This window comes from Streptomyces sp. 3MP-14 (assembly GCF_006334905.2).
Lineage (GTDB): Bacteria > Actinomycetota > Actinomycetes > Streptomycetales > Streptomycetaceae > Streptomyces > Streptomyces triticirhizae.
In genome coordinates this window covers 118,946-132,709 of record NZ_VDLZ02000018.1, presented here as the reverse complement: position 1 = coordinate 132,709, position 13,764 = coordinate 118,946, and the positions used below count along the sequence as shown (strand labels likewise).

The 13,764-nt window shown below is 72.6% G+C and carries 13 protein-coding genes and 1 pseudogene; all 14 read left to right on the top strand.

Going from position 1 to position 13,764, the window contains the following annotated elements:
• Window positions 1-176: 176 nt before the first annotated feature.
• The 14 genes and pseudogenes from FH609_RS26410 (at window position 177) to lepB (FH609_RS26345) (ending at window position 13,754) form a co-directional block, all read left to right on the top strand.
• Entirely contained in the window at window positions 177-1,379 is a 1,203-nt protein-coding gene (locus FH609_RS26410; protein WP_405379112.1) for an ammonium transporter, read from the top strand.
• A complete protein-coding gene (locus FH609_RS26405) occupies window positions 1,376-1,714 on the top strand; it encodes a P-II family nitrogen regulator (RefSeq protein WP_122399767.1) in 339 nt (112 codons plus the stop codon). The genes FH609_RS26410 and FH609_RS26405 overlap by 4 nt, the downstream gene beginning before the upstream one ends.
• A 32-nt stretch (window positions 1,715-1,746) precedes the next feature.
• Entirely contained in the window at window positions 1,747-4,233 is a 2,487-nt protein-coding gene (locus FH609_RS26400) for a [protein-PII] uridylyltransferase (protein WP_139672679.1), read from the top strand.
• 76 nt (window positions 4,234-4,309) lie between these two features.
• Window positions 4,310-5,866 (top strand): signal recognition particle protein, encoded by a 1,557-nt coding sequence (gene ffh / locus FH609_RS26395; protein ID WP_139672682.1) that lies wholly within the window; start codon window positions 4,310-4,312, stop codon window positions 5,864-5,866.
• A gap of 73 nt (window positions 5,867-5,939) precedes the next feature.
• Window positions 5,940-7,355: a proline--tRNA ligase gene (gene proS, locus FH609_RS26390; protein ID WP_139672685.1), complete on the top strand. Its 1,416-nt coding sequence runs from the start codon at window positions 5,940-5,942 to the stop codon at window positions 7,353-7,355.
• A 146-nt stretch (window positions 7,356-7,501) separates the two neighbouring features.
• Window positions 7,502-8,101, top strand: coding sequence for a hypothetical protein (locus FH609_RS26385; protein WP_193318065.1), 600 nt, complete (start codon window positions 7,502-7,504; stop codon window positions 8,099-8,101).
• 148 nt (window positions 8,102-8,249) lie between these two features.
• A complete protein-coding gene (rpsP, locus tag FH609_RS26380) occupies window positions 8,250-8,675 on the top strand; it encodes a 30S ribosomal protein S16 (protein WP_139672691.1) in 426 nt (141 codons plus the stop codon).
• A 1-nt stretch (window position 8,676) separates the two neighbouring features.
• Window positions 8,677-8,916 (top strand): RNA-binding protein, encoded by a 240-nt coding sequence (locus tag FH609_RS26375; protein WP_122184000.1) that lies wholly within the window; start codon window positions 8,677-8,679, stop codon window positions 8,914-8,916.
• 107 nt (window positions 8,917-9,023) lie between these two features.
• Window positions 9,024-9,614 carry a ribosome maturation factor RimM gene (gene rimM, locus FH609_RS26370; RefSeq protein ID WP_139672693.1) on the top strand — a complete coding sequence of 197 codons (591 nt, stop codon included), beginning with the start codon at window positions 9,024-9,026 and terminating at the stop codon, window positions 9,612-9,614.
• Complete coding sequence (gene trmD, locus FH609_RS26365; protein WP_139672696.1) at window positions 9,611-10,420, top strand: tRNA (guanosine(37)-N1)-methyltransferase TrmD; 810 nt, start codon at window positions 9,611-9,613, stop codon at window positions 10,418-10,420. Before rimM ends, trmD begins: the two co-directional genes overlap by 4 nt.
• 134 nt (window positions 10,421-10,554) lie before the next feature.
• Complete coding sequence (gene rplS, locus FH609_RS26360; RefSeq protein WP_097233032.1) at window positions 10,555-10,902, top strand: 50S ribosomal protein L19; 348 nt, start codon at window positions 10,555-10,557, stop codon at window positions 10,900-10,902.
• Between the two features lie 30 nt (window positions 10,903-10,932).
• A complete protein-coding gene (gene lepB / locus FH609_RS26355) occupies window positions 10,933-11,661 on the top strand; it encodes a signal peptidase I (RefSeq protein WP_139672699.1) in 729 nt (242 codons plus the stop codon).
• A pseudogene (gene lepB / locus FH609_RS26350) lies at window positions 11,654-12,823 on the top strand (signal peptidase I); the annotation flags it as partial. The gene lepB (FH609_RS26355) and the pseudogene lepB (FH609_RS26350), both read left to right, overlap by 8 nt.
• Window positions 12,729-13,754, top strand: coding sequence for a signal peptidase I (lepB, locus tag FH609_RS26345; RefSeq protein ID WP_405379118.1), 1,026 nt, complete (start codon window positions 12,729-12,731; stop codon window positions 13,752-13,754). The pseudogene lepB (FH609_RS26350) and the gene lepB (FH609_RS26345), both read left to right, overlap by 95 nt.
• Window positions 13,755-13,764: the final 10 nt, after the last annotated feature.

Sequence of the window (13,764 nt, the reverse complement as noted above, 5' to 3'; positions counted from 1 at the left end):
ACAAACCGGAGCATCGACCGAAACCGCCCTCCGAGAGCCTGTGGCGCATCCTGACCCGCCAAGAACCTGCCCGCACGGGTCGTACATATGAGGAGACGTCCACCTTGAGTCCTGAAGAAGCGCTATCAGCAACAAATGTTGCCTATGTGGTGATCTGCGCCGCCATGGTGATGCTCATGACCCCTGGTCTCGCCTTCTTCTATGGCGGCATGGTTCGGGTCAAGAGCGCCCTCAACATGCTGATGATGTCGTTCATCTCGCTGGGCATCGTCAGCATCCTCTGGGTCCTCTACGGCTACAGCATCGCCTTCTCCGGCACCAGCCCGATCGTGGGTGACCTGGACTTCATCGGCCTGCGGGACATCTCGGTTGACCAGGGCGAGGTCGTCGCGTTCATCGCGTTCCAGCTGATGTTCGCCATCCTCACCCCGGCCCTGATGAGCGGTGCCCTGGCGGACCGGGTCAAGTTCAGCACCTGGGCGGTCTTCATCACGCTGTGGGTCACCGTGGTCTACTTCCCGGTCGCGCACTGGGTCTGGGCCGCCGACGAGGGCTGGCTGTTCAACCAGGGCGTGATCGACTTCGCGGGCGGTACCGCCGTGCACATCAACGCGGGCGCCGGCGCGCTGGCCGCCGCGCTGGTGGTGGGCAAGCGGATCGGCTTCAAGCGCGACCCCATGCGCCCCCACAACCTGCCGATGGTCCTGCTGGGCGCGGCCCTGCTGTGGTTCGGCTGGTTCGGCTTCAACGCCGGCTCCGCGCTGACCACCGGCTCCGGCTCGCCGGCCGCCATGATGGCCCTCAACACCCAGGTCGCCACCGGCGCCGCCGTCGTCGGCTGGCTGATCTACGAGCGCATCAGGCACGGCGCGTTCACCACGCTCGGCGCCGCCTCCGGCGCGATCGCCGGCCTGGTCGCCATCACCCCCTCCGGCGCCAACGTCAACCCCATGGGCGCCATCCTCATCGGCCTGCTCGCCGGCGCGATCTGCGCCTGGGCCGTGAGCCTGAAGTTCAAGCTGGGCTACGACGACTCGCTCGACGTGGTCGGCGTCCACCTGGTGGGCGGCGTGGTCGGCACCCTGCTGGTCGGCTTCCTGGCCACCGAGGGCGCCGGGTTCGAGCAGTTCGGCAAGCAGGCCCTGGGCGCCGTGTCGGTCATGGCCTACTCGTTCGTGGTCACCTACCTCATCGCCCAGCTGCTCCAGCGCACCATCGGCTTCCGTGCCTCCGAGGACGAGGAGACGGCCGGCCTCGACCTGGCCTTCCACGCCGAGACCGGGTACGACTTCAGCCAGGCCGGCTCCGGAACGGTGCCCGGCAGCACGGTCACCGCGTCCGCCGAGGTGGCGGCCGGTCAGAAGAAGGTGGACGCATGAAGCTCATCGTCGCGGTGATCAAGCCGCACCGGCTGGACGAGGTCAAGGAGGCCCTCCAGGCGTTCGGAGTCCAGGGCCTGACGGTCACCGAGGCCAGCGGCTACGGTCGGCAGCGCGGGCACACCGAGGTCTACCGGGGCGCGGAGTACACCGTCGACCTGGTGCCCAAGGTCCGCGTCGAGATCCTGGTGGAGGACGACGACGCCGACCAGCTCCTGGACGTCGTGGTCAAGGCCGCCAGGACCGGCAAGATCGGCGACGGCAAGGTGTGGAGCCTGCCCGTCGAGACCGCGATCCGCGTCCGCACCGGCGAACGCGGCCCGGACGCCCTCTGAACGATTCGGGACACCTCGGGAGCTACCACCGCATGACGGCCCAGACACCCACCACCGGCGAGGAAGAGGGCCACGAAGGCGGCTACGCCTCGGCCCGGCTGCGCCTCCTCAACGAGGAGGCGCGGCCCGGGCCTTCCCGGCGTTCCCGGCTCGCCCGCCTCACCGACGACTGGCTCGCCGGGCTGCTGCGCGCCGCCCCGCGCCCAGGGCGGCTGGCCCTGGTCGCCGTCGGCGGCTACGGCCGGGGCGAACTCTCCCCGCGCAGCGACCTGGACCTGCTGCTGCTGCACGACGGCAAGGCGTCGGCCCGGGAGATCGCCGCCGTCGCCGACCACCTGTGGTACCCGGTCTGGGACCTGGGCCTCGCCCTGGACCACTCCGTGCGCACCATCGCCGAGGCCCGCGCCACCGCCGGCGATGACCTCAAGGTCCAACTCGGGCTGCTGGACGCCCGCCACCTCGCAGGCGACGCCGCGCTCACCGCCGAGCTGCGCACCGAACTCCTCGGCCAGTGGCGCTCCCAGGCCCCGGCCCGGCTCCCCGAACTCCACGAGCTGGGCCGCGAACGAGCCCGCCGCCAGGGCGAGTTGCCGTTCCTCCTCGAACCCGACCTCAAGGAGGCCAGGGGCGGCCTGCGGGACGCCACCGCGCTCCGCGCCGTCGCCGCCTCCTGGCTGGCCGACGCCCCGCGCCAGGGCCTGGCCGCCGCCCGCAACACCCTGCTCGACGTGCGCGACGCGCTGCACCTGTGCACCGGGCGGGCCACCGAGCGGCTGGCGCTCCAGGACCAGGACCAGGTCGCCGAGGCGCTCGGCGTGCTGGACGCCGACAGCCTGCTGCGCCAGGTCTACGAGGCCGGCCGCACCATCTCCTACGCCTCCGACGTCACCTGGCGCGAGGTCGGCCGGGTGCTGCGCGCCCGCACCGCCCGCCGCCGGATCGGCCGGCTGCTCGCCGGCCGGGGCGGCCGTTCCGCGCCGGCCGACCACCGCACCCCGCTGGCCGAGGGCGTGGTGGAACAGGACGGCGAGGTCGGCCTGGCCCGCGCCGCCCGGCCCGACCGCGACCCGGTGCTGCCGCTGCGCGCGGCGGCGGCCGCCGCGACCGCCGGCCTGCCGCTGGCGCTGCCGGCCGTCTCGGCGCTGGCCGCCCAGCCCGCCACGCTGCCGGTGCCCTGGCCGGCCGAGGCGCGCGAGCAGCTGATCACCCTGCTCGGCGCCGGGCCCGACACCGTTCCGGTCTGGGAGGCGCTGGAGGCCGGCGGGCTGATCACCCGGCTGCTGCCCGACTGGGAACGGGTGCGCTGCCGCCCTCAGCGCAACCCCGTGCACCGCTGGACCGTCGACCGGCACCTGGTCGAGACGGCCGTGCGGGCCGCCGCGTTGACCCGCCGGGTCCGCCGCCCCGACCTGCTGCTGGTGGCCGCGCTCCTGCACGACATGGGTAAGGGCTGGCCCGGCGACCACAGCGTCGCCGGCGAGACCATCGCCAGGGACATGGCGACCCGGATCGGCTTCAACGCCGCCGACACCGACGTGCTGGGCACCCTGGTCCGCCACCATCTGCTGCTGATCGAGACCGCCACCCGCCGCGACCTCGGCGACCCCGCCACCGTCGCGCTGGTCGCCGAAGCGGTGCGCGACCCGCTCACCCTGGAGCTGCTGCACGCCCTCACCGAGGCCGACGCGCTGGCCACCGGGCCCGCCGCGTGGTCGAGTTGGCGCGCCTCGCTCGTCGCCGACCTGGTGAAGCGGGTGGCCGCCAGCCTCCAGGACGGCGCCGCCCCGCCGCCCGAGGGCGAGCCGGGCCCCTCGGTCGCCGCCGAGCGGCTGGCCGTCGAGGCGTTCCGCACCGCCGGGCCCGTGCTCGCGCTGCGGCCCCGCCCCACCGACACCGAGGGGCCCGAGCCGGAGGAGGACGCCGAGCCCGAGCCCGTCGGCGTGGAGCTGGTCGTCGCCCTGCCCGAGCAGCCCGGGGTGCTGCCGGCCGTGGCCGGCGTCCTCGCGCTGCACCGACTCGCCGTGCACTCGGCCGAGTTGCGCGCCATCGATCCCGTCGGCGCCGGCCAGATCCTGCTGCTGGACTGGCGGGTGTCCACCCAGTACGGCTCGCTGCCCAGGGCCGAACGGCTCCGCGCCGACCTGGTGCGCGCGCTGGAGGGCTCGCTGGACATCGGCGGCCGCCTCGCGGAACGGGAGGCCGCCTACCGCCGCCCCCGCCGCCGGCCCGGCGCCCCGCCGCCCCGGGTGACCGTGGCCCCGCTCGGCTCCCGGCTGGCCACCGTCCTGGAGGTGCGCGCGCAGGACGCCCCCGGGCTGCTGTACCGGATCGGCCGCGCGCTGGAGGCCGCCGGCGTCTGGGTGCGCAGCGCGCACGTCAGCACGCTGGGCGCCAACGCCGTCGACGCGTTCTATGTCACCACCGCCGACGGCGCGCCCCTGTCCGAGGCCAGGGCCGGCGAGCTGGCCCGTGACCTGGAGCGGGACCTGGCCGGCGCGGGCGGCTCCGGCACGGGCTGACACCTTCCGCCGCCGGGCGGATACGCTGGAGGGCACCGCCGACCCGACCGCCGATGTGTAAGGATTCGCCAGCGCCGTGTTCGACACACTCTCCGACCGCCTTGCGGCCACGTTCAAGAACCTCAGGGGCAAGGGCCGTCTGAGCGAGGCGGACATCGACACCACGGCGCGGGAGATCCGCATCGCGCTGCTGGAGGCGGACGTCGCCCTGCCGGTCGTCCGCGCGTTCATCAAGCAGGTCAAGGAGCGCGCCGCCGGCGCCGAGGTCTCCAAGGCGCTCAACCCGGCCCAGCAGGTCATCAAGATCGTCAACGAGGAACTGGTCGGCATCCTGGGGGGCGAGACCCGCCGGCTGCGCTTCGCCAAGAACCCGCCGACCGTCGTCATGCTCGCCGGCCTCCAGGGCGCGGGCAAGACGACCCTCGCCGGCAAGCTGGGCCGCTGGCTCAAGGAGCAGGGCCACACCCCGCTGCTGGTCGCCTGCGACCTGCAACGCCCCAACGCGGTCAACCAGTTGAGCGTCGTCGCCGAGCGCGCCGGCGTCGCGGTCTTCGCGCCCGAGCCGGGCAACGGCGTCGGCGACCCGGTGCGGGTCGCCGAGGACTCGGTGGTCTTCGCCCGCGACAAGCAGCACGACGTGGTGATCGTCGACACCGCCGGCCGCCTCGGCATCGACGAGGAGCTGATGCGGCAGGCCGCCGACATCAGGGACGCGGTCCGCCCCGACGAGATCCTCTTCGTCGTGGACGCCATGATCGGTCAGGACGCGGTCACCACGGCCGAGGCGTTCCGCGACGGCGTGGGCTTCGACGGCGTGGTCCTCTCCAAGCTCGACGGCGACGCGCGCGGCGGCGCCGCCCTGTCGATCGCGCAGGTCACCGGCCGGCAGATCATGTTCGCCTCCAACGGCGAGAAGTTGGAGGACTTCGACGCCTTCCACCCGGACCGGATGGCGTCCCGCATCCTCGGCATGGGCGACGTGCTCAGCCTGATCGAGCAGGCCGAGCGCACCTTCAGCCAGCAGGAGGCGGAGAAGCTCGCCAGCAAGCTCGCCAAGGGGCCCAAGGAGTTCACCCTCGACGACTTCCTGTCCCAGATGGAGCAGGTCCGGAAGATGGGCTCCATCTCCAAGCTGCTCGGGATGATGCCGGGCATGGGGCAGATGCGCGAGCAGATCAACAACCTCGACGAGCGCGAGGTGGACCGCACCGCCGCCATCATCAAGTCGATGACCCCGGCCGAGCGCTCCGACCCCAAGATCATCAACGGCTCGCGCCGCGCCCGCATCGCCAAGGGCTCCGGCGTGGACGTCAGCGCGGTGAAGAACCTGGTGGAGCGGTTCTTCGAGGCGCGCAAGATGATGTCCAGGATGGCCCAGGGTGGCGGCGTGCCCGGAATGCCCGGCATCCCCGGGATGGGCGGCCCCGGCGGCGGCAAGCGCAAGGGCGGCAAGCAGCAGAAGAAGGCCAAGGGCAGGCGCCGTTCGGGCAACCCGATGAAGCGCCAGGCCGAGGAGCAGGGCGGCGGCCGGGGCGGCCAGGACGGCGGCGCCTTCGGCATCCCGGGCGCCGGCCAGGACCCGGGCGACTTCGAACTGCCCAAGGAGTTCCGGGACATCCTCCCGCCCAAGTGACCACGGCGGGGAACGGGCCGCCGGCGCGACACCGATTCACGCTCGGGGCCCGTTCCCCCGTACCATCTGCCGCATGGCAAAGGCTCCCGTACTCACCCCCCAGGCGGAGGACTTCCCGCGCTGGTACCAGGACGTGATCAGCAAGGCCGAGCTGGCCGACAACGGGCCGGTGCGCGGCACCATGGTCATCCGACCGTACGGCTACGGTCTCTGGGAGCGGATGCAGGAGGAGCTGGACACCCGGATCAAGGCGACGGGGGCCCGCAACGCGTACTTCCCGCTGCTGATCCCCCAGTCGTTCCTGGCCAGGGAGGCCGAGCATGTCGAGGGCTTCGCGCCCGAGCTGGCGGTGGTCACGCACGGCGGCGGCAAGCAGCTGGAGGAGGCGGCGGTCGTCCGCCCCACCTCCGAGACCATCATCAACGAGTACTTCGCCAAGTGGGTGCAGAGCTACCGCGACCTGCCCCTGCTGATCAACCAGTGGGCCAACGTGGTCCGTTGGGAGATGCGCCCGCGCGTCTTCCTGCGCACCACCGAGTTCCTCTGGCAGGAGGGCCACACCGCGCACGCCAGCTACGAGGACGCCCGCGACTTCGCCGCGCTGATCCACACCGACGTCTACGCCGACGTGATGGTCAACGTGCTCGGCATCGACGTGGTGTTGGGCCGCAAGACGCCCTCCGAGCGCTTCGCCGGCGCGATCAACACCCTCACCCTGGAAGCCATGATGGGGGACGGCAAGGCCCTCCAGATGGGCACCAGCCACGAGTTGGGGCAGAACTTCGCGCGCGCCTTCGACACCCGCTTCCTGGGGAAGGACGGCGAACGCGAGCTGGTCTGGCAGACCTCCTGGGGCGCCTCGACCCGCATGGTCGGCGGCCTGATCATGGCGCACGGCGACGACAACGGGCTGCGGGTGCCGCCCCGGCTCGCCGCCGTCCAGGCCGTGGTGCTGGCGATCAAGGGCGACGAGGCCGTGCTGACCCGGGTCCGCGAGATCGGCGCCCAACTCGCCGCCGCCGGCGTCCGCGTGGAGGTGGACGACCGCACCGACGTGCCGTTCGGCCGCCGCGCCGTCGACTGGGAGCTGAAGGGCGTACCGGTCCGGGTCGAGGTCGGCCCGCGCGACCTGGAGGCCGGCACCGCGATGCTGGCGCGCCGCATCCCCGGCGGCAAGGAGCCGGTCGCGATCGACGCGCTGCCGACCGTGATCCCCACCGCGCTGGAGGAGGACCAGGAGCTGCTGCTGCGGCAGTCCCGCGAGCGCAGGGAGAGCCGCACCTTCGACGTGCGGACCCTGGACGAGGCGGCCGAGGCGGCCAGGACGGGGAACTGGGCCAGGCTGCCGTGGTCCGAGGTCGGCGCCGAGGGCGAGAAGCGGCTGGCCGAGGACGCGGTCACGGTGCGCTGCCTGGTCGCCGAGGACGGCTCAGTGCCGACCTCGGACGACGCCCCGGGAACCCTGGCCGTGGTCGGCCGGTCCTACTGAACGACGGCGGTCGGGACGCGCGGTCCGGGGCGGTGCGAAACGCCCCGGGCACCGCCCGTTCACGCTCCGAACTGACGGGTAAGTGCAAATTCGCGGACTTGCCCCGGAATCGGAACACAGCGGGGCCATCGCTCGTTATGCACGACGTGAGCACGACACCACCAGTTCTCGCCGCCGAGCTGGCACACGCGTGGGCCGACATCCAAAGGCACCACCCGGAGCTGCCGGATCTGGCCGCGCCCGAATCCCTGATCGGAGAGTCCTCGTCCGCCTGCGGCGCCGAGCTCTCCTTCGAACGACTGCTGCACGAGGCGGTGCACGGCATCGCCGCCGCCCGGGGGGTCAGGGACACCTCTCGCGCGGGGCGCTACCACAACCGCCGATTCCTCGCGATCGCCGAGGAGTTGGGCCTTGACCACCCCGAGGACCCGCACCCGAGCAGCGGCTTCTCCCTGGTCACCATGAGTCCCGAGACCAAACGGCGCTACCGCCCCACCGCCGAGCGCCTCCAGCGCGCGCTCAAGGCCCACATCGCCGCCACCGCCAGCGACACCAAGCGCAGCTTCCGCGGCCCGGCCGCGCGCCACGGCTCCTCCGGGGGCGGCGTGCGGGTCAAGGCCGTCTGCGAGTGCGGGCGGAACGTCCGCGTGGTGCCCTCCGTGCTGGCCCAGGCCCCGATCGTCTGCGGCGCCTGCAAGACGCCCTTCCAGATCGTGGACGCGGTGACCGTGGGAGCCTCGTCCTGACGGCTGTGGCAGAATGGTCCGCTGAACTCGACAGTCGTCAAGGACCCCTCTCTCCTCCGACTGACGCGTCCACCGGGCCCAGGCCCGCCGCATCCCCACGCGGCGGGGGCGGGCCCACCACGTCAATCACGCAGGAGACACCACACTCGTGGCAGTCAAGATCAAGCTGAAGCGACTGGGCAAGATCCGTTCGCCTCACTACCGCATCATCGTCGCCGACGCTCGTACCCGCCGGGACGGCCGGGCCATCGAGGAGATCGGCCTGTACCACCCGGTGCAGAACCCGTCGCGCATCGAGGTCAACTCGGAGCGCGTGCAGCACTGGCTGAGCGTCGGCGCCCAGCCGACCGAGCCCGTGCTGGCCATCCTCAAGGCCACCGGCGACTGGCAGAAGTTCAGGGGTCTGCCGGCCCCGCCGCCCCTGAAGGAGCCCGCCGCCCGCCCCGACCGCCGGGCCGCCTTCGAGGCCGCCGCCAAGGAGTCGGGTGGCGAGCCGAAGGGCGAGGCCATCACCCCCAAGGCGAAGAAGGCCGAGAAGAAGGCCGAGGCGCCGGCCGAGTCCTCCGAGGGCTGAGATGCTCGAGGAGGCCCTGGAGCACCTGGTGAAGGGCATCGTCGATCATCCCGACGAGGTCCAGGTCGCCTCGCGCACCCTGCGCCGGGGACGTGTGCTGGAGGTCCGGGTGCATCCCGAGGACCTCGGCAAGGTGATCGGCCGCAACGGCCGCACCGCGCGTTCCCTGCGCACGGTCGTGGGCGCGCTCGGTGGCAAGGGCATCCGCGTCGACCTGGTCGACGCGGACGAGGTCCGCTGAGGCGCGTTTTACATGGCATCACCGTGAGGGCCGGGTGCGGCGCGAGTCGCACCCGGCCCTCACGCCGTCCCGGCATTCCGCCGTCAGCAGTGAGGAACGTAGACACCGTGCAACTGGTCGTCGCACGCGTGGGCCGCGCCCACGGGATCAAGGGCGAGGTCACCGTCGAGGTGCGCACCGACGAGCCCGAACTGCGGCTGGTCCCCGGCGAGACGCTCACCACCGAGCCGCCCGAGGTGGGCCCGCTGACCATCGAGAGCGGCCGGGTGCACAGCGGCCGGCTGCTGCTGCGGTTCGCCGGCGTCAACGACCGGAGCGCGGCCGAGGCGCTGCGCAACACCCTGCTAATCGCCGACGTCGATCCCGACCAACTCCCGGACGACCCCGAGGAGTTCTACGACCACCAGCTGATCGGCCTCGCCGTGGTCACCGTCGGGGACGGGACCGAGGTCGGCGAGGTGCGGGAGGTGGCCCATCTGCCGGGCCAGGACCTGCTGGTGGTGGCGCGGCCGGGCGGCGGGGAGGCGTTCGTCCCCTTCGTCGAGGCCATCGTGCCGGAGGTCGACCTGGAGGCCGGCCGCGTGGTGATCGACCCGCCGCCGGGCCTGCTCGCCCTGGACGGCTCGGGCGAGCCGGGCGCCGACGCCGGGGGCGACGACGGAGCGGGCGAGCGGACGGGCGACGAGGCCGGCGCATGAGGCTGGACGTCATCACGATCTTCCCCGAGTACCTGGAGCCGCTCAACGTCTCCCTGGTCGGCAAGGCGCGCGCCCGGGGGCAGTTGGACGTCCGGGTGCACGACCTGCGCGCGTTCACCCACGACCGGCACCACACCGTGGACGACACCCCCTACGGCGGCGGCCCCGGCATGGTGATGAAGCCCGAGCCCTGGGGCGAGGCGCTGGACGCCGTGCTGGCCTCGGGCGAGGGGCGGCCCGTGGTGGTCGTGCCCACGCCGAGCGGGCGGCCCTTCACCCAGGAGCTGGCCGTCGAACTGGCCGACGAGCCCTGGCTGGTCTTCACCCCGGCCCGCTACGAGGGGATCGACCGGCGGGTGGTCGAGGAGTACGGCGAGCGGCTGGACGTGCGGGAGCTGTCCATCGGCGACTATGTGCTGGCCGGCGGCGAGGCCCCGGTGCTGGTGATGGTCGAGGCCGTCGCCCGGCTGCTGCCCGGCGTGCTGGGCAACGCGGACTCCCACCGGGACGACTCCTTCGCGCCGGGCGCCATGGCCGCCCTGCTGGAGGGGCCGATCTACACCAAGCCGCCCGAGTGGCGCGGGCGGACCGTTCCCGAGGTGCTCAGCAGCGGCCACCACGGGCGGATCGCCCGCTGGCGGCGGGACGAGGCGCTGCGGCGCACCAGCCTCAACCGGCCCGATCTGATCGCCGGTTGCGACCCGAAGGACCTCGACCGGCACGATCGCGCGACGCTCGCCGAGCTGGGCTGGGCCGAGGGGCCGGATGGCCGATTTGGGCGCTCGCCGGGGGCCGTGGAAGAATAGGCCGCTGGCTCACGCCCGGCGCGCGACCCTGCCACAGGGGGACCGACGCCGCCGGGGCGAGGAAGCCACACCCAGACACCCGGCAACGTACCGCCGCGATGACCTGTGGCATCGGGCGAGGAAAGCAGCAGGCCATGAACCTCCTGGACAGCATCGACAGCGCCTCCCTGCGCGAGGACGTCCCCGACTTCCGTCCGGGCGACACCGTCAACGTCCACGTCCGCGTCATCGAGGGCAACCGCTCCCGGGTCCAGCAGTTCAAGGGCGTGGTCATCCGCCGGCAGGGCTCCGGCGTGCGGGAGACCTTCACGGTCCGCAAGATCAGCTTCGGCGTCGGCGTCGAGCGCACCTTCCCCGTCCACACCCCCGTGGCGGAGAAGATCGAGGTCGTGACCCGTGGTGACGTCCGCCGCGCCAAGCTCTACTACCTGCGCAACCTGCGGGGCAAGGCCGCGAAGATCAAGGAGAAGCGGGAGAACTGACCGGCCCGCGCGGGCGGTTAGCATCTCCGCGTGACCGACTCCGACGCGGAAGCCTCCTCGGGAACTCCCGAGCCCGAACGCCCCGAGCGCGACCAGCCCTCCGACTCCCCGAAGTCGAAACGGCGCTGGTCGCGCTCGACCCGTTTCTGGCTGTCGGTGCTGTTGGCTACGGTGGTGGTCACCTCCCTGGTCAGCAGGTTCGTGGTGCAGCCCTTCGTGATCCCCAGCGGCTCGATGGAGGGCACGCTGCGGGTCGGCGACCGGGTGTTGGTGAACAAGCTGGCCTACAGCTTCGGCGGCGAGGTGCGGCGGGGCGACATCGTCGTCTTCGACGGCACGGGCTCGTTCGTCGCCGAGGAGTCCGACCCCGGGCTGCTGGAGGGCCTGCTGCGGACGGCGGCCGGCGCCGTGGGGCTGGCCAGGTCGTCCGACTCCGACTTCGTGAAGCGGGTGATCGGCATCGGCGGGGACCGGGTGCGCTGTTGTGACGACGAGGGCCGGATCGAGGTCAACGGCGAGCCCCTGGAGGAGCCATATCTCTATCCGGGGGACAAACCTTCGAATGTCAGGTTTGATATTCGAGTGCCCGAGGGACGGTTGTGGGTAATGGGCGACCACCGTTCTGACTCGGCGGACTCCAGGGAGTATCTGGGCTCCCCGGGGGGCGGCACCGTCCCCGAGGACAAGGTCATCGGCCGTGCCGACTGGGTCGGTTGGCCCGTCGGCCACTGGACGTCCCTCCGGTCGGACCATGGGTGAGCGGGGACGTCCGCGCGGGCGCCGGGGCGAGGGCCAGGGGCGTCGCGCGGGGAAGGGGCATGAGCCGGGGCCGGAGCGGGCGTCCGGGCCGGGCCAGGACGACCAGCGTTGGGGTCGCCACGCGGCGCCTCGCGGCGCGCACCCTTCCGAGCCGGACCGGGAGCCCACCCCGACGTTGCGCGGCCCCGGCGAGGGGCGGGCGGCGCGTCGGAAGGCGGCCAAGCGGATCAAACGGCGCCGCCGGCTCCGGGCCACCCGCGAGATACCCATCCTGGTCGGCACCGCGCTGCTGATAGCGCTGGTGTTGAAGACGTTCCTGGTGCAGGCGTTCGTCATCCCGTCCGGCTCCATGGAGGAGACGATCAGGATCGACGACCGGGTGCTGGTGGACAAGCTCACCCCGTGGTTCGGCTGGGAGCCGCAGCGCGGCGACGTGGTGGTCTTCAAGGACCCGGGCGGCTGGCTGGACACCGAGCAGAACGCGGGCCCCGAGGACGACCCGCCGGTGGGGATCAAACAGGGCCGGGACTTTCTGACCTGGATCGGTCTGTTGCCATCGCAGGACGATCAGGATCTGATCAAGCGGGTGATCGCCGTCGGCGGCGACACCGTGGTGTGCTGCGACGAGGGCGGCCGGATCACGGTCAACGGGGCCGCCCTGGACGAGCCCTACCTCTACCCGGGAAACCCGCCCTCGCAGATCGAGTTCGAGGTGGAGGTGCCCGAGGACCGCCTCTTCGTGATGGGCGACCACCGCTCCAACTCGGCCGACTCCCGGTACCACCTGGATGATCCCGGGCAGGGTACGGTACCCGAGGACCTGGTCGTCGGCCGTGCCGTGGTGATCGCCTGGCCCTTCGGGCACTGGCAGCGGCTGGGTGACGCGGAGGCGTTCGCGGGGGTGCCCGAGCCCGACTCCGGCACCGTCAACGCCCGGGGTCCCACCGAGGTGAAGGAAAACGCACCCCTGCCGATCCCTGCGGAACTCCCGCTCGTTATGGGTGTGGTGGGCCTGTTGCGGCCCTCGGACCGGTCAACGCGAGGCGTGAGGAGTGGAAGTGGGGGATGTGGCGGTGGGTGCGCGATCCAACGCGGAGGAGCCGGAGGATCGTCCGGTGAGTCCGAATGGCGACGCGCCCGGCGGTGGCTCCCCCGGGGCGGGGTCGGCCGGTGGCGCCGGCGAAGACGGCGCGCCCGGGGCTGCCGGGGCTGCCGAGGAGGCGGCGGAGACGGGGCGGGAGACCGATCAGGAGGCTGACCAGGGGGCGCAGCAGGGCTCGGAGGGCGCCCGGGGTGCCCGGCGCAAGCAGCGCTCCTTCTGGAAGGAACTGCCGATCCTGATCGGCATCGCGGTGGTGCTGGCGCTGGTCATCAAGACCTTTCTGCTTCAGGCGTTCTCGATCCCCTCGGACTCGATGCAGAACACCCTCCAGCGGGGCGACCGGGTGTTGGTGGACAAGCTCACCCCGTGGTTCGGCAGCACGCCGGAGCGGGGCGAGGTCGTGGTCTTCCACGACCCGGGCGGCTGGTTGGGGGAGACGCCGTCCAGCGGCGGGTTCGGCGCGGCGGTGCAGGACGCGCTGAGCTTCATCGGGCTGATGCCGTCCGCCGAGGACCAGGACCTGATCAAGCGGGTCATCGCGGTCGGCGGGGACACCGTCGAGTGCCACAAGGGCGGCTCGGTCATGGTGAACGGCGAGGCCGTCGACGAGAGCGACTACCTCTACCCGGGCAACACCCCTTGCGACGACCGGCCGTTCGGGCCGATCGAGGTGCCCGAGGGGCGGCTGTGGGTGATGGGGGACCACCGCCAGGACTCGCTGGACTCCCGCTACCACCAGAACCTCGCCGGCCAGGGCACGATCTCCGAGGACGAGGTGGTCGGCCGGGCCGTCGCCATCGCCTGGCCGGTGACGCGCTGGGGGACGTTGCCGGTGCCGGGCTCCTACGACGCGCTCGCGGGGCCGGCGGCGGTCGGTGCCCCGGGCGCGGTGGCGTTGGTCGGCGCGGTCCCGCTGGTGTGGTGGCGCCGCCGGCGCGCGGCGGCGGCCGTTGCCGTCGAGCGTGGGGAGACGCGGGGCCCCACGGGCTGATCGGCGGGGG